General features: G+C 74.9%; 23 protein-coding genes. 5 read left to right on the forward strand and 18 right to left on the reverse strand.

Translation table 11 applies throughout. The features are described 5' to 3' along the window. Positions 1-59: 59 nt before the first annotated feature. From JD78_RS13990 to JD78_RS14010, 5 genes are all read right to left on the reverse strand, one after another. Positions 60-881 (reverse strand): endonuclease domain-containing protein, encoded by an 822-nt coding sequence (locus JD78_RS13990; RefSeq protein WP_228395322.1) that lies wholly within the window; start codon positions 879-881, stop codon positions 60-62. A 249-nt stretch (positions 882-1,130) separates the two neighbouring features. Further along, positions 1,131-2,345 carry an NADP-dependent isocitrate dehydrogenase gene (locus JD78_RS13995; RefSeq protein ID WP_153361707.1) on the reverse strand — a complete coding sequence of 405 codons (1,215 nt, stop codon included), beginning with the start codon at positions 2,343-2,345 and terminating at the stop codon, positions 1,131-1,133. Positions 2,346-2,384: 39 nt separating this feature from the next. Continuing rightward, on the reverse strand, positions 2,385-3,338 hold the full coding sequence (gene mdh / locus JD78_RS14000) for a malate dehydrogenase (protein ID WP_153361706.1): 954 nt from the start codon (positions 3,336-3,338) through the stop codon (positions 2,385-2,387). A gap of 57 nt (positions 3,339-3,395) precedes the next feature. Then, complete coding sequence (locus tag JD78_RS14005) at positions 3,396-3,710, reverse strand: DUF3017 domain-containing protein (RefSeq protein WP_153361705.1); 315 nt, start codon at positions 3,708-3,710, stop codon at positions 3,396-3,398. A gap of 16 nt (positions 3,711-3,726) precedes the next feature. Beyond that, on the reverse strand, positions 3,727-4,596 hold the full coding sequence (locus JD78_RS14010; RefSeq protein ID WP_153361704.1) for a bifunctional methylenetetrahydrofolate dehydrogenase/methenyltetrahydrofolate cyclohydrolase: 870 nt from the start codon (positions 4,594-4,596) through the stop codon (positions 3,727-3,729). A gap of 98 nt (positions 4,597-4,694) precedes the next feature. On the opposite strand from JD78_RS14010, the gene JD78_RS21790 reads away from it, so the two are divergent. Beyond that, a complete protein-coding gene (locus JD78_RS21790) occupies positions 4,695-5,411 on the forward strand; it encodes a hypothetical protein (RefSeq protein ID WP_194290526.1) in 717 nt (238 codons plus the stop codon). Positions 5,412-5,423: 12 nt separating this feature from the next. On the opposite strand, the gene JD78_RS22625 is transcribed toward JD78_RS21790, so the two are convergent. The 9 genes from JD78_RS22625 to JD78_RS14060 all read right to left on the reverse strand — a co-directional run bounded on the left by JD78_RS22625 (position 5,424) and on the right by JD78_RS14060 (position 14,255). After that, on the reverse strand, positions 5,424-6,041 hold the full coding sequence (locus JD78_RS22625) for a pentapeptide repeat-containing protein (protein ID WP_166521201.1): 618 nt from the start codon (positions 6,039-6,041) through the stop codon (positions 5,424-5,426). Next, a complete protein-coding gene (purH, locus tag JD78_RS14025) occupies positions 6,041-7,591 on the reverse strand; it encodes a bifunctional phosphoribosylaminoimidazolecarboxamide formyltransferase/IMP cyclohydrolase (protein ID WP_153361703.1) in 1,551 nt (516 codons plus the stop codon). The genes JD78_RS22625 and purH overlap by 1 nt, the downstream gene beginning before the upstream one ends. Then, a complete protein-coding gene (gene purN, locus JD78_RS14030) occupies positions 7,588-8,265 on the reverse strand; it encodes a phosphoribosylglycinamide formyltransferase (protein WP_153361702.1) in 678 nt (225 codons plus the stop codon). The genes purH and purN overlap by 4 nt, the downstream gene beginning before the upstream one ends. A 62-nt stretch (positions 8,266-8,327) precedes the next feature. Then, positions 8,328-9,521 (reverse strand): cell division protein PerM, encoded by a 1,194-nt coding sequence (locus JD78_RS14035; RefSeq protein ID WP_166521202.1) that lies wholly within the window; start codon positions 9,519-9,521, stop codon positions 8,328-8,330. An 87-nt stretch (positions 9,522-9,608) separates the two neighbouring features. Then, positions 9,609-10,394 (reverse strand): hypothetical protein, encoded by a 786-nt coding sequence (locus JD78_RS14040; protein WP_166521203.1) that lies wholly within the window; start codon positions 10,392-10,394, stop codon positions 9,609-9,611. 211 nt (positions 10,395-10,605) lie between these two features. Next, positions 10,606-11,484 (reverse strand): succinate--CoA ligase subunit alpha, encoded by an 879-nt coding sequence (gene sucD / locus JD78_RS14045; protein WP_153362334.1) that lies wholly within the window; start codon positions 11,482-11,484, stop codon positions 10,606-10,608. A gap of 29 nt (positions 11,485-11,513) precedes the next feature. Next, positions 11,514-12,677 carry an ADP-forming succinate--CoA ligase subunit beta gene (gene sucC / locus JD78_RS14050; RefSeq protein WP_153362335.1) on the reverse strand — a complete coding sequence of 388 codons (1,164 nt, stop codon included), beginning with the start codon at positions 12,675-12,677 and terminating at the stop codon, positions 11,514-11,516. A gap of 87 nt (positions 12,678-12,764) precedes the next feature. After that, the gene (gene icmB / locus JD78_RS14055; RefSeq protein ID WP_153362336.1) at positions 12,765-13,175 is read right to left on the reverse strand and encodes a coenzyme B12-dependent isobutyryl CoA mutase small subunit; all 411 of its coding nucleotides are present in this window, start codon (positions 13,173-13,175) and stop codon (positions 12,765-12,767) included. Positions 13,176-13,208: 33 nt separating this feature from the next. Further along, complete coding sequence (locus JD78_RS14060) at positions 13,209-14,255, reverse strand: hypothetical protein (RefSeq protein ID WP_228395425.1); 1,047 nt, start codon at positions 14,253-14,255, stop codon at positions 13,209-13,211. Between the two features lie 149 nt (positions 14,256-14,404). On the opposite strand from JD78_RS14060, the gene JD78_RS14065 reads away from it, so the two are divergent. Then, positions 14,405-15,316, forward strand: a complete 912-nt coding sequence (locus JD78_RS14065; RefSeq protein WP_153362337.1) for an esterase/lipase family protein — start codon at positions 14,405-14,407, stop codon at positions 15,314-15,316. Positions 15,317-15,549: 233 nt separating this feature from the next. Further along, the gene (locus tag JD78_RS14070; RefSeq protein ID WP_194290577.1) at positions 15,550-16,491 is read left to right on the forward strand and encodes a M23 family metallopeptidase; all 942 of its coding nucleotides are present in this window, start codon (positions 15,550-15,552) and stop codon (positions 16,489-16,491) included. Positions 16,492-16,505: 14 nt separating this feature from the next. Here JD78_RS14070 and JD78_RS14075 read toward each other — a convergent pair whose 3' ends face one another. Together JD78_RS14075 and pcrA are read right to left on the reverse strand one after the other, a co-directional pair. After that, complete coding sequence (locus JD78_RS14075) at positions 16,506-17,141, reverse strand: class I SAM-dependent methyltransferase (RefSeq protein ID WP_153362338.1); 636 nt, start codon at positions 17,139-17,141, stop codon at positions 16,506-16,508. A 13-nt stretch (positions 17,142-17,154) separates the two neighbouring features. Beyond that, positions 17,155-19,446 carry a DNA helicase PcrA gene (pcrA, locus tag JD78_RS14080; RefSeq protein WP_153362339.1) on the reverse strand — a complete coding sequence of 764 codons (2,292 nt, stop codon included), beginning with the start codon at positions 19,444-19,446 and terminating at the stop codon, positions 17,155-17,157. Between the two features lie 261 nt (positions 19,447-19,707). Between pcrA and JD78_RS14085 the strand changes: the two genes are divergently transcribed. Both JD78_RS14085 and JD78_RS14090 read left to right on the forward strand, forming a co-directional pair. After that, entirely contained in the window at positions 19,708-19,998 is a 291-nt protein-coding gene (locus JD78_RS14085; RefSeq protein ID WP_166521204.1) for a chorismate mutase, read from the forward strand. 65 nt (positions 19,999-20,063) lie between these two features. Beyond that, complete coding sequence (locus JD78_RS14090) at positions 20,064-20,798, forward strand: PIG-L deacetylase family protein (RefSeq protein ID WP_153362343.1); 735 nt, start codon at positions 20,064-20,066, stop codon at positions 20,796-20,798. Here the strand turns inward: JD78_RS14090 and JD78_RS14095 are convergent. Together JD78_RS14095 and JD78_RS14100 are read right to left on the reverse strand one after the other, a co-directional pair. Next, positions 20,795-21,469, reverse strand: a complete 675-nt coding sequence (locus JD78_RS14095) for a response regulator (RefSeq protein WP_153362340.1) — start codon at positions 21,467-21,469, stop codon at positions 20,795-20,797. The genes JD78_RS14090 and JD78_RS14095 overlap by 4 nt on opposite strands. Next, positions 21,466-22,713: an ATP-binding protein gene (locus JD78_RS14100; protein ID WP_243731047.1), complete on the reverse strand. Its 1,248-nt coding sequence runs from the start codon at positions 22,711-22,713 to the stop codon at positions 21,466-21,468. The genes JD78_RS14095 and JD78_RS14100 overlap by 4 nt, the downstream gene beginning before the upstream one ends. Positions 22,714-22,949 lie beyond the last annotated feature (236 nt).

The following is a 22,949-nucleotide window of genomic DNA, read 5'->3' on the forward strand; positions in this document are numbered from 1 at the left end:
ATCACCTCGGCAGCAGCGGGCTCTCGCCATCCCTGAGAGCCCCGCTGGTGCCGAGATGATCACCCGCGCAGGGCCTCTGCCACTCGCGCCGCGAGCAGGTCGGGCCGATGCAGATCGGCCGCGGTGACGAAGACGACCCGCCAGCCGGCCGCGGTCAGACGGTTCAGCCGCTCCCGGTCGCGCGCGAACTGACCCGGCTCGGCGTGCCACTGACCGTCGTACTCCAGCGCCAGCCGGTGCTCGGGCCAGCCGAAGTCCACGCGGGCCACGAACCTGCCGCGGTGACGTACCTCCAGTTGCGCCACCGGTGACGGGAGTCCGGCGCGCATCAGCACCAGTCGCACCCGGGTCTCCTGCGGGGAGCCGGCCCGCCCATCGGCGAGCGCGGCGGCGCGCCGGGCCTGTGCGCTGCCCCGCACCCGGGGGAGCGCTGCGACCGCCGCGCGCACCTCCTCGAGCCGCACCACGCGCTGCTGTGCGAGCTGGTCCAGGACGACGACCGCCTCGTCCACCGGCCCGCGCCGGATCAGGTCGACCGCCGTGCGCGTACGCCCGGTCACCCGGAACCGGCCCACCACCTCGACATCGCCGTCGCCCAGCGGTGCGGTGCGCACCCGGACGGACGGTGACCGCGGGCTCCAGCGCCGGCCGGTCGGCAGCACGACCTCGACCGGATCAGCAGCGCCGAGGATGCCGTCGGCACCCCACAGGAACGCGGCGGTGAGACCGCCGAACACGGCGGTCGGTGGGGCGACCAGCGACACGGCGGCGACCGTGAGCCGGTGGTCCGCGGCGAGCCGGGCGTCGGCGTAGACGCCGGGCAGCACCCGCCGCCACGCGGTGCTGCGGAGCTGGTCGGGCGTGAGGAGACCACGGGACACCACCGTCTCCGCCCGGAAGACGCGCCCGTCCAGAGCAGGTGGACGCGCGGGCGGGCGGGGCACCCGCGGAGCGTGCCGGAACCGGCGACTCGCGCGCCGACGCCGTCCACAGGCTCGATCACCCCCGCACCATCGGGGTCATCGCATGGTCGACACCCCGAGACCGCCGAGGTGATCACCGCCGGGCCCGGACGCGCGACGGCCCCCGCGACCGGTGGTCGCGGGGGCCGTCGTCAGATCGTCAGACCGTCAGGCCATCGCCTTCTGCAGGTTGGCGTCGATGGCCGCCAGGAAGTCCTGGGTGTTCAGCCACGGGCTGTCCTTGCTGATCAGCAGCGCCAGGTCCTTGGTCATCTGACCGCTCTCGACGGTGTCGATGCAGACCTTCTCCAGAGTCTCGGCGAACCGGGTCACCTCGGGGGTGTTGTCCAGCTTGCCGCGGTGCGCCAGGCCCCGCGTCCAGGCGAAGATCGACGCGATCGGGTTGGTCGAGGTCGCCTCGCCGCGCTGGTGGGCGCGGAAGTGGCGGGTGACCGTGCCGTGCGCCGCCTCGGCCTCGACCGTGCGGCCGTCCGGGGTGGCCAGCACCGAGGTCATCAGGCCCAGCGAGCCGAAGCCCTGCGCCACGGTGTCGGACTGCACGTCGCCGTCGTAGTTCTTCGCGGCCCAGACGTACCCGCCCTCCCACTTGAGGGAGGCAGCGACCATGTCGTCGATGAGCCGGTGCTCGTAGGTGATGCCGGCGGCGGCGAACTGGTCCTTGAACTCGGCCTCGAAGACCTCCTGGAACAGGTCCTTGAAGCGGCCGTCGTAGGCCTTGAGGATCGTGTTCTTGGTGGAGAGGTAGACCGGGTAGTTGCGGGCCAGGCCGTAGTTGAGCGAGGCGCGCGCGAAGTCACGGATCGACTCGTCGAGGTTGTACATCGCCATCGCGACACCGGAGCCCGGCGCCTGGAAGACCTCGTGCTCGATCGGCGCGGAGCCGTCGGTCGGGGTGAAGGTCACCGTGAGGGTGCCCGGCCCCGGGAAGCGGAAGTCGGTGGCGCGGTACTGGTCACCGAAGGCGTGGCGGCCGACGATGATCGGCTTGGTCCAGCCCGGCACCAGACGCGGCACGTTGGCCATGATGATCGGCTCACGGAAGATGACGCCGCCGAGGATGTTGCGGATCGTGCCGTTGGGCGAGCGGTACATCCGCTTGAGGCCGAACTCCTCGACCCGCGCCTCGTCGGGGGTGATGGTGGCGCACTTGACGCCGACGCCGTGCTGCTTGATGGCGTTGGCGGCGTCGACGGTGATCTGGTCGTCGGTGGCGTCGCGCGACTCCATGCCCAGGTCGTAGTACTCGAGGTCGACGTCCAGGTACGGGAGGATCAGCTGGTCCTTGATGAACTGCCAGATGATCCGGGTCATCTCGTCGCCGTCGAGCTCGACGACCTTGCCCTCGACCTTGATCTTGCTCACGTGTTGGCTTTCCCTCTCTGCATGCTCTGACCGTCGTGGTCAGAGGTCGGCTACATCGGCCTGCTTGGCGCGCACGGCCTCGGCGGCCTCGCGCAGGCCCGCCAGCTCACTGTCGGTCAGGTCGCTCTGCACGACCCGCCGCACTCCTGCCCGGCCGATCTCGGCCTCGACCCCGAGGTAGACCCCGGAGATGCCGTACTCGCCGTCGACCCACGCGCACACCGGCATGACCGCCCCGGCGTCCTCCCGGACGGCGCGCGCCATCCGGGCGGCCGCCGCGGACGGCGCGTAGTAGGCCGACCCGGTCTTCAGCAGCGCGACGACCTCGGCCCCGCCGTTGCGGGTGCGGTCGACCAGGTGCGCGATCCGGTCGGCCGGCAGCACGTCGGCCAGCGGACGGCCATCGACGGTGCACCGCGAGGGCACCGGGACCATCGTGTCGCCGTGCGACCCGAGCGTCAGGGTGCGCACGGAGTCGACCGGGACGCCGCACTCCTCGGCCACGTTGTTCGTGAACCGGGCGGTGTCGAGCATCCCCGCCTGGCCCATGACGCGGGCCTCCGGGAAACCGGTGGCCAGCTGGGCCAGCGCGGTCATCTCGTCGAGCGGGTTGGAGACGACGATGACGACGGCGTCCGGCGAGGTGCGGGCCACGTTCTCCGCGACCGACCGGACGATGCCGGCGTTGGTCTCGATGAGGTCCATCCGGCTCATGCCGGGCTTGCGCGGCAGGCCGGCGGTGATGACCACGATGTCGGAGCCCTCGGTGCCCTCGTAGGAGCCACCCCCGACGCCCACGACCCGGGTCTCGAAGCCCTCGATCGGCCGCGACTGGTTGATGTCCAGCGCCAGGCCCTCGGGCTTGCCCTCGACGATGTCGGTGAGCACCACCGTCTCGAACAGGTCGTACTCCGCCAACCGCAGCGCCGTGGTGGAGCCGTAGAAACCGGCGCCCACGACGGTCACCTTGCCCTGCCGGTCCCGCTCCGCCATGCCCGCCAACCTAGCCCCGGACCCGCCTGCGGGGCCATGCGGGGCGCCCCGCACGGGTCACTCGACCGGGATGGCCAGCGCGATGGACACGACCGCGATGCCCACCACGGAGCTCAGCGCCACGTCGACCCGGCGGCTGCGCACCGCCAGGAAACCGATCCGGCGGGCCGGCAGCAGCAACCGCAGCACCCCGGCTCCGAGCACGGCCAGCCCCATGACCACCAGCCCGCTCCGCCACTGCTCGAGCGCCACCAGCCCCAGCCCCGCGCCGACCACCACGATCACCAGCAGCAACGGCCACTGCCGGAGGAAGCCGGCCAGCAGCGGCCGCCGCCGGTACAGCGGCTCGCGGGCCGCGGCGGGCCGGGTCATGCCGTGAGCACCCGGGTCATGCCGAGAGCACCTCGGTGCCGGCGCCCTGCTCCGCGGCGAGCACCACGTTGGCCAGCAGCATCGCCCGGGTCATCGGCCCGACCCCACCGGGGTTCGGCGCGACGAAGCCGGCGACCTCCCGGACGTCGGCGGCGACGTCCCCGGCGATCTTCCCGTCGACCCGGCTGACGCCGACGTCGAGCACGGCGGCACCGGGCTTCACCATGTCCCCGGTGATCAGGCCCGGCACCCCGGCCGCGGCGACGACGACGTCGGCGGTCCGGGTGTGCGCGGCCAGGTCGCGGGTGCCGGTGTGGCAGAGGGTCACGGTGGCGTTCTCGGTGCGCCGGGTGAGCAGCAGGCCGAGCGGCCGGCCGACGGTGATCCCCCGGCCGACGACGACGACCTCGGCACCGGCGAGCGGCACGTCGTAGCGGCGCAGCAGCTCGACGATGCCCACCGGGGTGCAGGGCAGCGGGCCGGGCACGCCGAGCACGAGCCTGCCCAGGTTGGTGGGGTGCAGGCCGTCGGCGTCCTTGGCCGGGTCCATCCGCTCGAGCACCTCGCTCTCGTCGATGCCCCGCGGCAGCGGGAGCTGGATGATGTAGCCGGTGCACGCGGGGTCGGCGTTGAGCTCGTCGACGACGGCGAGCACGTCGGCCAGCGAGGCGTCGGCGGGCAGCTCGCGCTGGATGCTGGCGATGCCCACCTCGGCGCAGTCGGAGTGCTTGGCCGAGACGTACCAGCGGCTGCCCGGGTCGTCGCCGACCAGCAGGGTGCCCAGCCCGGGACGCCGCCCGGCGGCCGCGAGCGCGGTGACCCGCTCGGTGAGCTCCGCCCGGATCGCCGCCGCCGTCGCCTTGCCGTCCAGAGTCGTCGCCGTCACGCCGCCAGTCTGCCGCACGCCCGCTCCCCCTAGGCTCCCGGACACCATCACCTCAGGGGCCCGGGCGCACCGGGCGACCCTGCGCGCGAGGAGGACCGATGAGCGAGCCCGGCCCGAACGGCAGTTCCGCGTGGCGCGGCGACCGGCCGACTCCCGAGCCGCTCGCCGACCGGCCCACCGAGGTGGTGCAGCCCGCGGAGCGCTGGCCCGCCACCGCGGGGAGCGGCCCGGCACCCTCCTGGCCGCAGACGGCCCCGGTCGCGGTCCAGCACCCGGCCGACGAGCCGCACGACGCCTGGCGGACCGGCGCCACCGCCGCCGGGTCCTGGCCCGACGACGCCGACGGGCAGCCGGACGCCGACGACCGGCCGGCGGTGTGCCGCCGCCCGGACACCCTGGCCGGGCTGCTGCTCCTGCTCGCCGGCGTCGCCGCCGGGCTCAGCCTGCTGGTGGTGTGGGTCAACGGCGGCGAGACCGGGCTGGAGCTGGTGGACGCCGGCCTGGCGGACCTGACCGGGGATGCCGGGCAGCTGGCCGAGCAGCTGACCTGGGCCCCGCTCGCCGTGGTGTTCGGCGGGGCGGTGCTGTTCGTGCTGGGCCTGCTGCTGTTCGTGCCGGCCCGCTCGCACCGGTTCCTCGGCGCGTTGGCCCTGGTGGTGGCCCTGGTGGTGACGGCCGGGGTGCTGGTGCCGCTGGCCGACGCGAACTGGGACCTGCAGCGGTGGGCGGTCGGCGCCTGGTTCGCCGTCGCCGCTGCGGGGCTCGGGGTGCTGGGTGGCCTCAAGGCGCTGGTCACCGGACCGCGCACCCGCTGAACGTCCGGCCGGTCAGTCGGCCACCAGCGCGCCGTGCGCGCGGGCGAACGTCACCGCCTGGACGACGTCCAGCCGCACGCCGGCGACGTCGAAGCCGTGCCAGTTCACCCCGTCGGTGTCCGCGCCACGCAGGTCGGCACCCCGGAGGCGGGTGCTCTGCAGCCGGGCGTGGCGCAGGTCGGCCCCGGTGAGGTCGGCCTCGCGCAGGTCGGCGTCGGTGAGGTCGGCCTCGACCAGCTTCTGACCGGACAGGTCGACGCCGGACAGGTCGACCCCGCGCAGCGACGTGTAGCTCCAGTCGGTGTCCGCGGTGGTCAGCGGGCGCAGCGTCGCGCCGGGGAACTGCGACCCGGTGAGCTTGCAGCCCGACCACGTGCTGCCCGACAGGTTCGCCCGGTCGAACCGGCAGGACAGGAACGCCGTGCCCTCGTGCCGGGCACCCGCCATCGCCACGCCGGTGAGCAGGCACTGGTCGAAGACGCACCGGACCGTGACCAGCTCGGCGAACGAGGCGTCGTCGAACCGGCAGTCGAGGAAGGTGACCCGTTCCAGCCGGGCCCAGTCCCACTCGACCCCGGCCAGGTCCTCGCCCTCCAGGAGGGTGTCCGGGAGCGGCGGGCCGACCTCCACTAGTGCGCGAAGTGGCGGGTGCCGGTGAGGTACAGCGTGACTCCGGCGGCAGCCGCGGCCGCGACCACCTCGTCGTCGCGCACCGAGCCGCCTGGCTGCACGACCGCGCGCACCCCAGCGTCCAGCAGCACCTGCAGCCCGTCGGCGAAGGGGAAGAACGCGTCGGAGGCGGCGACGGACCCGGCGGCCCGCTCCCCCGCCCGCGCCACGGCGAGCCGGGCCGAGTCCACGCGGTTGACCTGGCCCATGCCCACCCCGACGGTCGCCCGGTCGCTGGCCAGCAGGATCGCGTTGCTCTTCACCGCGCGCACCGCGCGCCAGGCGAACACCAGGTCGTCGAGGCCGGCGGCGTCCAGCGGCTGACCGGTCGCCAGGGTCCAGCTGGTCGGGTCGTCACCGGCGGCGTCGACCCGGTCGGCGGTCTGCAGCAGGAGCCCGCCGCTGACCGGGCGCAGCTCGACGGTCAACCGCGGGGACTCCGGCATCCGCAGCAGCCGGAGGTTCTTCTTCTGGCCGAGCAGCGCCAGGGCGTCCTCGGTGAACGACGGGGCGACGACGACCTCGGTGAAGACCTCGGAGATCTGCTCGGCGAGGGTCAGGTCGATCTCGCGGTTGGCGGCGATCACGCCGCCGAAGGCCGACACCGGGTCACAGGCGTGCGCCTTGCGGTGTGCGGCGGCGATGTCGGCGCCCACGGCGATGCCGCACGGGTTGGCGTGCTTGATGATCGCCACGCAGGGGTCTCGGTGGTCGTGCGCGGCCCGCCAGGCGGCGTCGGTGTCGACGTAGTTGTTGTAGGACATCTGCTTGCCGTGCAGCTGCTCGGCGTCGGCGAGCCCGGGCTGGCCGCTGCGGTAGAGAGCGGCTCCCTGGTGCGGGTTCTCGCCGTAGCGCAGCACGTCGGTGCGCTCCCAGCTGCCGCCGACCCACTCGGGGAAGCCGCTCTCGTCGTCCGGGGAGAGCACGTTGCCCATCCAGGAGGCGACGGCGACGTCGTAGGCGGCGGTGTGCCGGAAGGCCTCGGCGGCCAGCTGCTGGCGCTGCGCCAGGCTGAAGCCACCGGCGCCGACCGCTTCGACGACCTCCGCGTAGCGGCCCGGGTCGACGACGACGGCCACCGACGGGTGGTTCTTCGCCGCGGCCCGCACCATCGCCGGCCCGCCGATGTCGATCTGCTCGATGCACTCGTCCGGGGAGGCACCGGAGGCGACCGTGTCGCTGAACGGGTAGAGGTTCACCACGACCAGGTCGAACGCGGCGATCCCCAGCTCCTCGAGCTGGGCCAGGTGCGCGGGCTTGCGGCGGTCGGCCAGGATGCCGGCGTGCACCGCCGGGTGCAGCGTCTTGACCCGGCCGTCGAGGCACTCGGGGAAGCCGGTGACCTGCTCGACGGGGGTGACCGGCAGCCCGGCGGCGGCGATCCGCGCCGCGGTGGCGCCGGTGCTGACCAGCTCGACACCGGCGTCGACCAGGCCGCGGGCGAGCTCGTCGACGCCGGTCTTGTCGTAGACGCCCAGCAGCGCGCGGCGGACGGGGGTGCGCTCGGTCATCGGGTGCTCTCCTCGGTCGGGACGGCGGGAGTGGGGCTGCCAGGAGTCGGCAGGGCGGGCACCGGCGCGCCGGTGGCCAGCGCGGCCACGGTGCGCACCAGGAGCTCCCGCTCGACGGTCTTGATGCGTTCGTGCAGGCTCGCCTCGTCGTCGCCGGCGTGCACCGGGACGGGGAGCTGGGTGAGCACCGGGCCGGTGTCCAGGCCGGCGTCGACCAGGTGCACGGTCGCACCGGTGGTGGCGACGCCGGCGGCCAGCGCGTCGCGGACGGCGTGCGCGCCGGGGAAGGCCGGCAGCAGCGCCGGGTGGGTGTTGACCACCCGGCCGGCGAGGGGGGCGAGCACGGCCGGGCCCAGCAGCTTCATGAACCCGGCGGAGACCACCCAGTCGGGCCGGCGGGCGACCAGTTCGGCGGCCAGCGCCCGGTCCCAGGACGCCCGGTCGGGGTGGTCGCGCACCGCGACGACGAAGGTGTCGATCCCCCGGTCGGCGGCGAGGGCCAGCCCGCCGGCGTCCGGCCGGTCCGCGCCCACGGCGACGACCTCGGCGGGGTAGCCGGGCTCATCGGTGGCGGCCAGCAGGGCGGCGCACAACGAGCCGGCTCCGGAGAGCAGGACGACCACGCGCGCCCGGGCACCTGGCGTCCCCGGGACGGCGGATGCGTCGGCGGGCACGTCCGCAGACCCTAGTGGCCGGGTCCGGAGCCGGGTGCCGACGGGTGGGTGACGACGGGCGGTCAGGACCGGGCGCGCCAGCGGGCGACGGCGGCGCCGGGGACGGCGGCGATCCCCGCCTGCGCGGCGACGGCCAGCCCGGTGGCCAGCGCGGGCGCGCCGACCTCGGCCAGGACGGCGTCCCCGAGCGCACCGCCGGCGACGAGCACCCACAGCCCGGTGACCAGCCCGACGCCCGCGGCCGCGAGGACGCCCCACAGCGCCGCGGTGACGGCGCCGCCGTCGTCCGCAGCCATCCGCCGGCCCAGCGCGACGCCGGCCACCAGCCCGGCGAGCGCCGGCAGCGCCTGGGACAGGAACGCGATCAGCGGCACGGCCTGGGTGTCGGGCAGGGCGGCGAGCAGCGGCAGCGCGGGCACCGGCCCGAGCGTCACGCTGCCGACCGACACGAAGGTGCCCGCGCCGACGACGAAGCCGGGACCCGCGGCGAGCCCGGCGACCGCGGCCAGGGCGTTGGGCAGCAGCAGCAGGCTCAGCCCCACCAGCCCCGCAGCCCCGGCGCCGGCGCCCCCCAGCCCGGTGACCATGGCGGCGGCGCCGTCGACGTCGGAGCCCAGCGCGACGGCGAGGACGGCGGCGCACCCGGCGGCCAGCGCCAGCGTGCCGGCGGCCACGCCGCGCAGGACGGCGCGACCGGGCCCGGGGAACCGGTCCAGCAGCTCACCGCCGAGCGGGGAGTCCCGGAACGCCCCGGCGCCGCCGGCGAGCAGCGCCAGCAGCACCGCCCCGGCGAGCGGCCGGACCAGCCCCACCTCGGCGTCGAGCGTGGTGACCAGCGTGGTGACCAGCGCCGTCGTCGCCGTGTGCACCGCGACGACGACCGCCACCACCCCGGCGACCGGCCCAGGCGAGTCCAGCTCGCGGACCGCGACCACCGAACCCGCCGCCCGGGCCAGCCCCCAGGCGATGCCCGCGGTGACCAGCAGCGGGGCGATCCGGAGAGGGCCGGAGGGGAGCTCGACCGCGGCACCGTGCGCCAGCAGCCAGAGCTGCCCGGCCACCCGCGCCGACGAGCCCGCCGGCAGCCCGCCGTCGGGGTCGAGGGCCTGCACGACCAGCATGGCGAGCCAGAGCCCGAGCAGCCCGGTGACCGGCACCGCGAGGGCGGTGGCCACCGCGAGCCAGCCGGTGGCGGGGCCGCGGCGTCCACCGGTGCCGCGTGACCCGAGGGGCAGGCGGGACAGCAGGGACGTCACCTCCCCACTCTCGCAAGCGACGTCACCGGATCGGCGGTGCACGCGCCGGGCCCGGCGATCTCACACGCCGGTGTCACCGCACGGGGTTCAGGCGCCCCCGGCGGCGGTGCTGCCGCCGGGCTGCCCCGGCTCCTGCCCGGCCGGCCGGTCCGGACCCGGCGTCCAGGAGGGCGGGCCCTGGTACCCACCGGCCGGTGGCGGCCCCCAGCCGGCCTCGGGAGCCGGCGGCCCGTACGGCGGGGGTGCGCCGGGAGCCCACCCGCGGTACTGCGGCGCGGCGTCGTACGGGGACGGCGCGTACCCCGGCGGCCAGCCGGTCGGTGGGCCCCAGCCGGGGGCGCCGGGTGGCGGCTGCGGCACGCCGGTCCACCCGGTCGGGGCGGCACCCGCCGCACGCAGCTCGGGGACCAGCCGGGAGATCGTGACCGCCAGCAGCGCTGTCGCGGTGAGGAAGGCGAGCAGCCCCATCAGCGTGAAACCGACGTCGAACGTGGTCAGCCACTCGGTCAGGGTGGTCAGGAAGACGAGCGCGGCCAGCCCGGCCGGGACGACGGCCCGCGGGAAGGGCACCCGCACCTCCCGGAAGGCCGGCAGCACGCTCCACACCGCCGCGACCACCAGCAGCACGAACGCGGCGGTCAGCCACACCGACCGGAACCCGTTGACCGAGGTGGCGGGGGCCCTGTAGCCGAAGCCGAGGTCGTACGCCGGGACGCTGAACCAGGGCACGCTGAGGAAGACCAGGTAGAGCAGCGCCCCGGCCGGGACGGCCAGGTCGGCCCACCCCAGCACCCGCAGCCCGGGCCGGCGGCGAGGCGCCGGGGCAGGGGCCGCCGGCCCGTCCGCCGGCTGCTCGGGACCACGGGACGTCATCGCTGCGAGCTCCTCGGGGGCGGGACGGGGTGCTGCGGGGGCCTCCGCATCGTCCCCCACCGCCGAACGCCGCTGCCCGGCACCTCCGCGGAGGTGCCGGGCAGCGCAGCTCTCCCGGCCCCGTCCCGGGTCCCACCCTGAGCGTGCGAAGGGTGGGGAGGACGGGGTCCCACCCTGAGCGTGCGAAGGGTGGGGAGGACGGGGTCCTTTCTCAGCCGCCGACGATCTCGCGCATCAGCACCGCGGTCTCCGACGGGGTCTTCCCCACCCGGACGCCGGCGGCCTCGAGGGCCTCCTGCTTGGCCTGGGCGGTGCCGGCCGAGCCGGAGACGATGGCGCCGGCGTGGCCCATGGTCTTGCCCTCGGGCGCGGTGAAGCCGGCGACGTAGCCGACGACCGGCTTGGTCACGTTGGCCTTGATGAAGTCCGCGGCCCGCTCCTCGGCGTCGCCGCCGATCTCGCCGATCATCACGATCGCCTCGGTCTCCGGGTCGTCCTGGAACGCCTGGAGGCAGTCGATGTGGGTGGTGCCGATGACCGGGTCACCGCCGATGCCGACGGCGGTCGAGAAGCCGATGTCGCGCAGCTCGTACATCATCTGGTAGGTCAGCGTGCCGCTCTTGCTGACCAGGCCGATCTTGCCGGCCTTGGTGATGTTGGCGGGGATGATCCCGGCGTTGGACCGCCCGGGGCTGATCAGGCCGGGGCAGTTCGGGCCGATGATCCGGGTGGTGCCGCCCTGGGCGTGCGCCCAGAAGTAGGTCGAGTCGTGCACCGGGATGCCCTCGGTGATCACGACGGCGAGCCCGATCTGGGCGTCGACGGCCTCGATGACGGCGCCCTTCGCCCCGGCCGGCGGCACGAAGATGACGCTGACGTCGGCGCCGGTCTCCTTCATCGCGTCGGCGACGGAGCCGAAGACCGGCACGCTGGCGCCGTCGAAGTCGACGGACTCGCCGGCCTTCTTCGGGTTGACGCCACCGACGATGGCGGTGCCGGAGGCGAGCATGCGCTGGGTGTGCTTGCGCCCCTCGGACCCGGTCATGCCCTGGACGATGACCTTGCTGTTCTCGGTGAGGAAGATCGACATCTCGGTAGTCCTGTTCAGGCCGGGGGCGATTAGAGGGCGGCGAGCTCGGCGGCCCGGCGGGCGGCGCCGTCCATCGTGTCCACCACGGTCACCAGCGGGTGGTTGGCGTCGGCGAGGATCCGCCGGCCCTCCTCCACGTTGTTGCCGTCGAGCCGGACGACCAGCGGCTTGCTGGCCTCGTCGCCGAGCTGGCCCAGCGCCGCGACGATGCCGTTGGCGACGGCGTCGCAGGCGGTGATCCCGCCGAAGACGTTGACGAAGACGCTCTTCACGGCCGGGTCGGAGAGGATGATCCCCAGGCCGTTGGCCATGACCTCGGCCGAGGCGCCACCGCCGATGTCGAGGAAGTTGGCCGGCCGGACGCCGCCGAACTCCTCACCGGCGTAGGCGACGACGTCCAGGGTGCTCATGACCAGGCCGGCGCCGTTGCCGATGATGCCGACCTCGCCCTCGAGCTTGACGTAGTTGAGGTCCTTGGCCTTGGCCGCGGCCTCCAGCGGGTCGGCGGAGGCGGCGTCGGCGAGGTCCTCGTGCTCGGCGTGCCGGAAGCCGGCGTTCTCGTCCAGGGTCACCTTGGCGTCGAGGGCGAGGACGGTGCCGTCGGGCGCCTTGGCCAGCGGGTTGATCTCGACCAGGGTGGCGTCCTCCTTGCTGAAGACGTCCCACAGCTGCACGGCGATGGCGATGACCTGGTCGCGCACCTCGGCCGGGAAGCCGGCGGCGTCGACGATCTCGGCGGCCTTCTGCGCGTCGACGCCCACGGAGGCGTCGACGGGGACGCGGGCCAGCGCCTCGGGGCGCTCGACGGCGAGCTGCTCGATCTCCATGCCGCCCTCCTTCGAGGCCATCGCCAGGAAGGTGCGGTTGGACCGGTCGAGCAGGTAGGAGAAGTAGTACTCCTCGGCGATGTCGCTGGCCTGGGCCACCATCACGCGGTGGGTGATGTGCCCCTTGATGTCCAGCCCGAGGATGTCCTGGGCGCGCGCCTTGGCGGTCTCGGGGTCGTCGGCGAGCTTCACGCCGCCCGCCTTGCCCCGGCCACCGACCTTCACCTGCGCCTTGACCACGACCGGCGCCGCGATCTCGCGGGCGATCGCCTCGGCCTGCTCAGGTGTCTCGGCTACGCCGCCGGGGAGCACGGGGACGCCGTGCGCGGCCAACAGGTCACGGGCCTGGTACTCGAAGAGATCCACGATCAGGCACCGTAGACCGCCGTCCCGGCGACCGCTCACGCACCCGGCCGTGAGTGCGGCGAGTCACCCCGATCGGGGTGGCGGCGGTCAGGCGCCGGCGGGGGCCCCGACGTGCGCACGCACCCAGCCGACGATCTCCTCGGTGCTGGCGCCGGGGGTGAACACCCGCGCCACGCCCAGGCGTTCCAGCTCGGGGAGGTCGGCCTCGGGGATGATCCCGCCGCCGAACACGACGACGTCGTCGACCCCGCGCTCGCGGAGCAGCTCGGCGAGCCGGGCGAAGAGGGGGAGGTGCGCGCCGGAGAGGACCGAGAGGCCGACGGCGTCGGCGTCCTCCTGGACGACGGTGTCCACGATCTGCTCCGGGGTCTGGTGCAACCCGGTGTAGACGACCTCCATGCCGGCGTCACGCAGGGCGCGCGCGACCACCTTGGCACCCCGGTCGTGCCCGTCCAGGCCGGGTTTGGCGATCACCACCCGGATGCGCTCGGTCGTCACGCCGTGGACCCTAGGCCCTGAGCGTGTCCTGCGTCACTCTCCGGCGGTCACCGTCGTGCCGGTCCGCCAGCGCCAGGCGAGCACGGTCAGCCCGGCGAAGCCCAGGCCGACGACCAGCAGGGCCATGCCGGGCACGGTCCACTCGACCTCCGGGCTCCGGGCGGCGTCCCGCATCCCGGCCAGCGCGGTGGCCAGCACGAACACCGACAGCGCCAGCAGCCCGCCGACCGCACCGAGCCGGGGGCGGAGCGACGGCGCGGTCACCGAGCACAGCAGCAGGGCCCCGGCGAGCAGCAGCCCGCCGAGCAGCGCGAGCCCGGGACGTTCCAGCAGCGCCTGCGGCCCCTCGACGGTCACCACCGTCTCCAGGCCGGTCACCGGGTCGGTCACCACCCGGTCCGGGACGTCGGCGGCCGGCAGCGCCAGGCACAGCACTGCGGCGACGCCGAGCAGCACGGCCACCCCCGCCAGCACCGGCCGCAGCGGGTCCAGCGCCCCGGCGTCCTCCATCACGGTGCGCCCCCAGGCCACGAGGGCGACCCCGCCGGCGAGCACCGTCAGGCCCAGGGCGACGACGCCGAGCAGCCACCCCGCGCCGGTCTCGACGGAGCTGGTGAGCACCCGCTCCCCGGCCAGCACCTCCACCGCCGGGCGGGCGGTGGAGCCGTGCCCCTGGTGCAGCTCGATCAGCAGCCGGCCGATCGCGAGCGCGCCGCTCACCGCGGCGTAGGCCAGACCCAGCCGCGGCACCCGGCCCCGCGCCAGCAGCACCCCGACCAGCAGGGCCGCCAGCGGGGCGAGCAGGGCCACCAGGGCGTCGAGCGGGCCGGTGACGACGTCGATCGTCGTGCCGCCGACCGTCAGGTAGGTGGGGAACACGGCGACGGCGCCGATCAGGCCGGCGAGCGCCAGCAGCACCCCGGTCGCGCGGGCGGCCGCGGGGACGGCCCCGACGACGACCGGGTCACCGGCGGCGCGTTCGGCCGGCCGGCGGGCGGGCCGGGCGGCGCCGGTGGCGGCCCGACGGGCGTTCGGTCGGCCGGCCGTGGAACGGGCGGGCGCACGGTCGCGGGCGGGCACGGTTCCCCCTCGGAGGTCACTCGGACGGTCGTGTCGCATGGCAGTTGTGTGACGTTCGGCACGTGGGGGCATTACGGTCCCCGAACCGAGCACACCACGGGTGCACGCGGCGCCCCCGGCGCCGGGCCGGACGGGCGGAGGGAGACCAGGTGCACACCACCGACCCGCCCTCTCCCCCAGAGTGGCACGCCCGTGCGACCGAGCCCGGCAACGACGTCCCGGACCCGGCGGCGCCGGCCCGCTCGGCGCTGCGCTCGCTGGTCAGCCCGACCGCGCTCACCGGCGGCCTCACCGAACTGGCGTGGGTGGGCGCGCACGCGCTGCTCTACCCCCTCGGCGCCCGCACCGAACCCGTGCGGGCCGACGGCCGCTACCGTCCGGGGGCCCAGCCTCCCGGGGTGCGGGCCCTGTTCGCCGACGACCCGCTCGCAGCCCGGATCCCCGTCGTGCTGGTGCACGGCCTGGTCGACAACCGGTCGGTCTTCGCGGTGATGCGGCGGAGCCTGCGCCGGCGCGGCTTCGCCTCCGTCTGCTCGTGGAACTACAGCCCCCTCGTCCGCGACGTGGCCGGCGCCGCGGAGGCGCTCGGCCGGCACATCGAGCGGGTGTGCAGCGAGACCGGTCACGAACGGGTGCACGTGGTCGGGCACAGCCTGGGCGGGCTCATCGCGCGCTACCTGGTGCAACGGCTCGAGGGCGACGAGCGGGTCGAGTCCCTGGTCACCCTGGGCACCCCGCACGGGGGCTCCCGGTGGGCGCACGTGCTGCCGACCCCGCTGATCCGCCAGCTGCGGCCGGGATCGGCGCTGCTGCAGGAGCTGGCCCGGCCCGCTCCCGGCTGCCGCACCCCGGTGACGGCCGTCTACAGCGACCTCGACCAGGTCGTCGTCCCGTCGTCGGCCGGCCGGTGCGAGCACCCCGACCTCCAGGTGCGCAACGTGCTGGTCCGCGGCGTGGGGCACATGTCCCTGCCGATCCACCGCGGCGTCGTCGACGAGGTCGCCGCGACCCTGGCCGGGCACCGGGGCACCACCCCCGCCGGCTCCCCCATCGCTGCCTGACGCCGCACTCGTGGGCCCGGTGGGGCGTGTGTCGTCACTCAGCGCCCAGCGATGCGACACGTGCCGTCAGGTCGTTGTTCGGGTTCACCACCGTCGTTAGCGTCCGGAATGACATCGATGGGATTTCCGGAGACGTCATCGCACAGCGCGTGTGCAGCCCGGCCGCCCTCCCCGGCGACCGCGGCCCGCCAGGCTCCCGGCTCCCCCCGGGAGCCGCCCCCGGAAGGTGCCCGTTGACCCGACTGCGCGAGCTCGTGGGCCGGACCAGGTCGGCGTCCGACGCCGACCTGGACACCGACGGCGCCTGGGTCGGCGACTGGACGCCCGGGCCGGACTGGGACGACCGCTGGGCCGAGCTCGACGACGAGCTGGCCGAGGGCGACCTCCAGGACGACGACGGCCAGGACCACGACCTCCCGGACGACGCCGGCCGCGACGACGCCGGCGAGGACGACGCCGGGGACCGCGATCCGACGCCCTCCCGCCGGTTCTCCGTGCCCCGCCTCCGCGGCCCCCGCATCCCCGCCGTCACCCGCCGCCCGCCGGGCCGTCGCGCACCGGTGCTGCTCGCCGTCGCCGTCGCCGGTGCGCTGGGTGCGGCGTTGCTGGGTGGGACCACCGACACCACGCCGCTGGCCTCCGGCCAGGACTACGGGCTGGGCGTCGACGAGGCCAGCTTCGCCGGCGGGGTCGACGTCGCCGGCGCCCGCGGGGAGATCAGCCAGGCCGAGGCCGCCGCACGCCTGGGCGAGATCGCGGCGTCCCGCGCAGCCCGCGAGCCCGACTTCGTCGTCCCCACCACCGGTCGGCTCACCACCTGCTACTGCATGCGCTGGGGCACCATGCACTGGGGCCTGGACCTGGCCGCGCCGCTGGGCACGCCCATCTACTCGGCCGCCGACGGAGTGGTGCTCCGCGCCGGCCCGGCCTCGGGCTACGGCAACGCCCTGTACATCCAGGACGCCGACGGCAACGTGCACATCTACGGCCACATGCGCTACTACGACGTCGAGGCCGGTGACGTCGTCTCCGCCGGTGAGCAGATCGCGAAGGTCGGCAACCAGGGGCAGTCGACCGGCCCGCACCTGCACTACGAGATCCACGTCGGCGGCATGAACGGCAAGCCCACCGACCCGGAGGCCTGGCTGGCCGAGCGGGGGCTCTCGGTCCGCTGACCGCGCGCCCGGGCTCAGCCGCCCGGCAGGCGGAGCAGGACCCACTGGTAGCGGCCGTCCGGCCGGTCGCCGGCCGGCCACGTCTCCGACCGCGCCACCTCGCCGTGCCGCCCCAGCAGCTCGACCATCCGCGCGGGCGACCGGAGGCTGAAGAAGCGCGGCGGGTAGAACGAGTCTAGGGTCAGCGGCCCCTCCACGTCGGCGCCGCACCAGGTGCCGACCGCGAGTAGGGCACCGGGGCGCAGCACCCGGCGGATCTCGGCCAGCGCCTGGTCGAGCTCGGCATCGGGCACGTGCAGCAACGTGCTCATCGTCCACCCCGCGTCGCAGGTCGCGTCCGCGAAGGGCAGGGCACGCACCGGGGCGACGTGCGCATCGACCCCTGCCGCCCGGCACAGCGCGACGTGCGCGGCGGAGAGGTCGACGCCGGAGACGTCCAGACCCGCGCCGGTGAACGCGACCGCGTCGAGGCCCGGGCCGGTGCCCACCTCGAGCACCCGTCGCCTGCCCTCGGCGAGGAGCAGGTCGGTGAACTCCTGCCGCCGGCGCACGCGCTCGGGGTCGATCGGCCGGGTGCTCCGCCCGGCGGCGTCCCGGTCGTACCAGGCGGCGAGGTCGGCCTCCCGGCCACCACCCGCCACCTGACCCACGACGGCTCGCCGGCTACAGCTTGACGAGCGGGGCGTAGCGCAGCACCAGGCGCTTGGTGCCGCCGGAGCCGAAGTCGACCGTCGCCTGCGCCTTGTCGCCGGCGCCGTTGACCTCGACCACGGTGCCCAGCCCGAAGGCGTCGTGGCTGACCCGGTCGCCGACGTCGACGCTGATCACGGCGCGGTTGCCCGCCCCGCCGCGCAGCCCGCCGGTGGACAGGCCGGTGGCGGCGACCCGCTGCTGCGCCGAGGACAGCGGCACGGTGGGTGTCGGCTGCAGGTTGGCCCACTGCACGGTGTCGCCGGGCAGCTCGTCGAGGAACCGGGACGGCGGGTTGTAGGCCGGCTGACCCCAGTTGGTGCGCACGGTGGCCCGGGAGAGGAACAGCCGCTGCTGCGCCCGGGTGATGCCCACGTAGGCCAGCCGCCGCTCCTCCTCCAGCTCCTTGGGGTCGCCGAGCGCCCGCAGGTGCGGGAAGACGCCGTCCTCCAGGCCGGTGAGGAACACGACCGGGAACTCCAGTCCCTTGGCCGTGTGCAGGGTCATCAGGGTGACCACGCCCGCGTCGTCCCCGGTGACGGGGATCTGGTCGGCGTCGGCCACCAGGGAGACCTGCTCCAGGAAGTCGGTGACCGTGCCGCCCGGCGAGGCGGCCTCGAACTCGGCGGCCACCGAGATGAGCTCGTTGAGGTTGTCGACCCGCCCCTCGTCCTGCGGGTCGGTGCTGGCCGAGAGCTCGGCGAGGTACCCGGTGCGGTCGAGGATGCTCTCCAGCAGCGCGGCCGGCCCCGACCCGGTCTCGACCAGGTTCTCGAACTCCTCCAGCAGCGCGACGAACTCCTGCAGCGCCTTGAGGGAGCGGGGGGCGAGCGTGGTGATCTCGGCGCAGCGGCGCAGCGCGGTGCCGAAGGCGATCCGCTCACGGTCGGCGAACTGCTCGACGCTGGACTCGGCCTTGTCGCCGATCCCCCGCTTGGGCACGTTGATGATCCGGCGCAGGCTGACGACGTCGGCCGGGTTGGCGACGAGCTTGAGGTAGGCCAGCGCGTCGCGGACCTCCTTGCGCTCGTAGAAGCGCACCCCGCCGACGACCTTGTAGGGCATGCCGACCCGGATGAACACCTCCTCGAACACCCGGGAGGCGTTGTTGGTGCGGTAGAAGACCGCGATGTCGGCCGGCCGGGCCTTGCCCTCGTCGGTGAGCGCGTCGATCTGCTCGGCGACCCAGGCGGCCTCGTCGTGCTCGTTCTCGGCGACGTAGCCGGAGATCAGCTCGCCGTCGCCGGCGTCGGACCACAGGTTCTTCGGCCGGCGGGCGGTGTTCTTGGCGATGACGGTGTTGGCGGCCCGGAGGATCCGCTGCGTGGAGCGGTAGTTCTGCTCCAGCACGATCGTCGTCGCGTCGGGGTAGTCGCGTTCGAACTCGTCGATGTTGCGGATCGTGGCGCCGCGGAAGGCGTAGATCGACTGGTCGGCGTCGCCGACGACACACAGCTCGGCCTGGGGCACCGGCCCGCCGGGCCCACCGGCGAGCTCCCGCACGAGCATGTACTGGGCGTGGTTGGTGTCCTGGTACTCGTCGACCAGCACGTGCCGGAACCGGCGCCGGTAGTGCTCGGCGACGTCCGGGAACGCCTGCAGCAGGTGCACCGTCGTCATGATCAGGTCGTCGAAGTCCATCGCGTGGGCCTCGCGCAGGCGCCGCTGGTAGAGCGTGTACGCCTCCTTGAGCACCTTCTCCGGCGCCGTCTGGGGGCTGAAGGACTCCTCGTCGACCAGCTCGTTCTTCAGGTTCGACACCTGGTTGGACAGGCTGCGCCCGGGATACCGCTTGGCGTCCAGGTCGAGGTCGCGGGCGACCATCGTCATCAGGCGCACCGAGTCGCCCTGGTCGTAGATGGTGAAGGAGCTCTTCATCCCGAGCTTCGCGGCCTCGGCGCGCAGGATGCGCACGCACATCGAGTGGAAGGTCGACACCCACATCGCCCGCGCGCGGGGCCCGACGAGCGCGGCGACGCGCTCCTTCATCTCCCCGGCGGCCTTGTTCGTGAAGGTGATCGCCATGATCTCGCCGGGCTGCACCCCACGGGCGCCGAGCAGGTAGGCGATCCGGTGGGTGAGCACCCGTGTCTTGCCCGAGCCCGCCCCGGCCACGATGAGCAGCGGGCTGCCCTCGTGGACGACGGCGTCGCGCTGCGGCCCGTTCAGGCCGGCGAGCATCCGGTCGAGCTCCCGACCGGGCTGGCCGGGGGTGGAGCGGGCGAGCGCGGCGGTGCCGGGGAGGGAGATCTGCGGGCTGCTCATGACGTGGCCACTCTAGGCCGGGACACCGACATCGCCGGGGCCCGCGTGTCGGCCGCGGACGGCGTCGCTGGCCGCGCGCTCCCAGGTGTGGCAGACTCCACGACGTGCTGACGCATCGCGAGTTTTACTACGGCCACCGGGTTCCGGTGTCCGTACTCGCTGGCTGATCAGCCACCGCACACGACGCCCCGGGCCCAAGGCCCCGGGGCGTTTTCCGTCTCTCCCGGGTCCGACGGCCTCCCGCCCGCCCCGGAGGACCCCATGACCACCAGCCTCTCCCCCAGCGCCACCGCCCCGCCCGACGCCGACCCGGCCGCGCGGATCGACGCGCTGCGCGCCGAGATCGACGCCTGCGACGCCCAGATCATCGAGCTGGTCCAGCGCCGGCTGTCGGTGGCGCAGGAGATCGGCGCGCTCCGCACCGCCTCCGGTGGCATGCGGCTGTCGCTCTCCCGCGAGCAGCGGGTGCTCTCCCGCTTCCGCACCGCGCTGGGCCCGGACGGTGCCGCGCTCGGCATGATGCTGCTCCGCCAGGGCCGCGGCCGGCTGTGACGGCGGGCGGTCCGGGACGGCCTCAGGGCGGGCCCGGGACCCGGCGGCCTAGGCTGCCGCGCGTGATGCCGCTGCCCACCGCCCCCGCCGAGCACGTCGAGCGCGCCCTGTGCGTGCTGGCCCACCCCGACGACGTCGACTTCGGCAGCGCCGGGACCGTCGCCACCTGGACCGCGGCCGGCACCGAGGTGACGTACCTGATGGTCACCGACGGCGACGCCGGCGGGTTCGACGACACCCCCCGGGAGCGGATGGGCCCGCTGCGCCGCGAGGAGCAGACCGCGGCCGCCGCCGCGGTCGGGGTGACCGACGTCCGCTTCCTCGGCTACCCCGACGGGCGGTTGGAGCCCTCCCTCGACCTGCGCCGGGACATCAGCCGGGTGATCCGCCAGGTGCGTCCCCAGCGGGTGCTCACGAGTTCCCCCGAGCGGTTCTGGGAGCGGATCGGCGCCAGCCACCCGGACCACATGATCGTCGGCGAGTCGACGCTGCGCGCCGTCTACCCCGACGCCCGCAACCCCTTCGCCTTCCCCGAGCTGCTGGCCGACGAGGGCCTGGAGGCCTGGACGGTGTCGGAGGTGTGGCTGGGCGGCGGCCCCCGCTCGGACCACGCCGTCGACGTCACCGACGTGCTGGACCGCAAGCTCGCCGCGCTGCGGTCGCACGTCAGCCAGGTGTCCCACTGGCCCGAGGGTCAGCTGGCGGAGTTCCTCACCGGCTGGATGCAGCAGAACGCGCGCACGCACGGCCTGCCCGCCGGCCGTGTCGCCGAGGCGTTCCAGGTCGTGCACACCGCCTAGAGCAAGCGGTTGGTCGCCGCCCAGCGGGTGAGCTCGTTGCGGTTGGACAGCTGCAGCTTGCGCAGCACGTTGGAGGCGTGCGACTCGACGGTCTTGACCGAGATGAACAGCCGCTGGCCGATCTCCCGGTAGGTGTAGCCCCGCGCCAGCAGCTGCATCACCTCCCGCTCCCGGGCCGAGAGCAGATCCAGCCCGGGGTCGACGGCGGGGTCCCCGCCCGGGCCGCCGGTGGCGGGCGGGGCGGCACCGCCGGCGGCGAAGGCGTCGAGCACGAAGCCGGCCAGCCGCGGGCTGAACACCACGTCGTCCTCGGCCACCCGGCGCACGGCGTCCCGCAGCTCCGCCCCCGAGATCGTCTTGGTGACGTAGCCGCGGGCGCCGGCCCGGATGACCGCGATGACGTCCTCGGCGGCGTCGGAGACCGACAGCGCCAGCCAGCGGGTCTGCGGCAGCTCGGTGCGCAGCGCCTCGAGCACCGCCTGGCCGTTCCCCCCCGGCAGGTGGACGTCGAGCAGGACGACGTCGGGTGCTGCGGCGCGGACGCCGGCGATCGCGGTGGCGACGTCGGCGGCCTCGCCCACCACCTCGACGTCGTCGCCCAGCTCGGAGCGGACCCCGGCCCGGACCATCGCGTGGTCGTCGACGAGGAAGACCCGGATCGGCGCGCTCATCCCGGCACCCCCGCCGTCCGCGGGAGACACAGCTCCACCTCGGTCCCCTCTCCTGGTGCCGAACGCACCGTCGCCGTTCCGTCGAGCCGGGTCAGCCGGCCCACCACCGAGTCGCGCAGTCCGCGGCGGTCCGCGGGGACCGTGGCGGGGTCGAAGCCGGTGCCGCGGTCCCGGACGAACACCGTCACCGCCGTCGGCGTCACCTCGGTGTAGAGCGACACCCGGGGAGCGCCCGAGTGCTTGGCGGCGTTGACCACCGCCTCCTTGGCGGCCTGGCCCAGCGTGGCGACGGCGTCGTCCACCGGCAGGTCGCCGACCACCACCGGGTCGACGGCGACGGCGTGGTCGGCCTCCACCTCGGCGACGAGCCGGGCGATCAGCCCGGCCCACGTGCCGCCGGTGACCACCGTGGGCTCGTACAGCCAGGCCCGCAGCTCCCGCTCCTGGCTGCGGGCCAGCCGGCCGACCGCGGTGGGGTCGTCGGCGTGCCGCTGGATGAGCGCGAGGGTCTGCAGCACCGAGTCGTGCAGGTGCGCGGCGACGGCGGCACGCTCCTCCGAGCGGATGCGGGCCGCGCGCTCGGCCGCCCGCTGGTCGAGCAGCCGGCGCCACAGCGGAGCGGTCGCCAGTGCCAGCCCGACGAGGATCACCACGGTGGCGGTGAATCCGTTGCGGGCGTTGGCGAGCTGGCCGGTGGTGACCAGCAGGAGCACCACCCCGACCACCCCGACGGCGACCCCGGCGGCCAGCCCCCAGCGGCTGGTGCTGCGGGACAGCGCGCCGTCGACGTCGGTCTGCCGCCAGATCACCGCCAGGCCGATCCCGGCGAGCACGAGCGGCAGGACGACGTCGTAGCCGCCGAAGGTGAGCAGCTGGGAGACCGTCCCGAACGCGGCGAAGGAGAGCAGCGCCAGCAGGATCAGCTGGCGGCGGCCGGGCCGCTGACCGAGCACGGCGGCCGCGGGGTCCTCGGCCGACGGGTCGGCGACCGGCATCGTCAGCCACAGCAGGGCGTAGGCGACGACGCCGACGCCGGTGAAGGCCAGCCCGACCACGACCACCCGGACGACCAGCGGGTCCAGGCGCAGGTGCGCCGCCGTCCCCGCGGCGACCCCGGCGAGCAGCCGGCCGGAGGCCGGGCGCGCCAGCGGGGGCCGTGCGCCGCGGCCCAGCCGGGGCTCGGCACCCGGCGAGGCGCTCGGCGCGGTGCTCGGCGCGGTGCTCGGCGCGGTGCTGGTGGTCACCCGACGATCGTGTCACCGTCCGCCCCGTCGGCACACCGGTGATCACCCGGAGTGCGGGGACGGCCCGGACACGAGGTGCCCGGTGGGGATCAGGGTCGGCCCAGGGGGTTCCCGGATACCCCGGCGCGGCCGGAGCGGCCAGGCTGGTGCCATGACCTCAGCAGTCCCGCCCTCGGCGCCACCGCCCGCCGCCGATCCGCCCCCGGCTCCTGGCACCCGGGTTCCTGGCCCCCGCC

The sequence above is a fragment of the Modestobacter roseus genome (genome assembly GCF_007994135.1).
Lineage (GTDB): Bacteria > Actinomycetota > Actinomycetes > Mycobacteriales > Geodermatophilaceae > Modestobacter > Modestobacter roseus.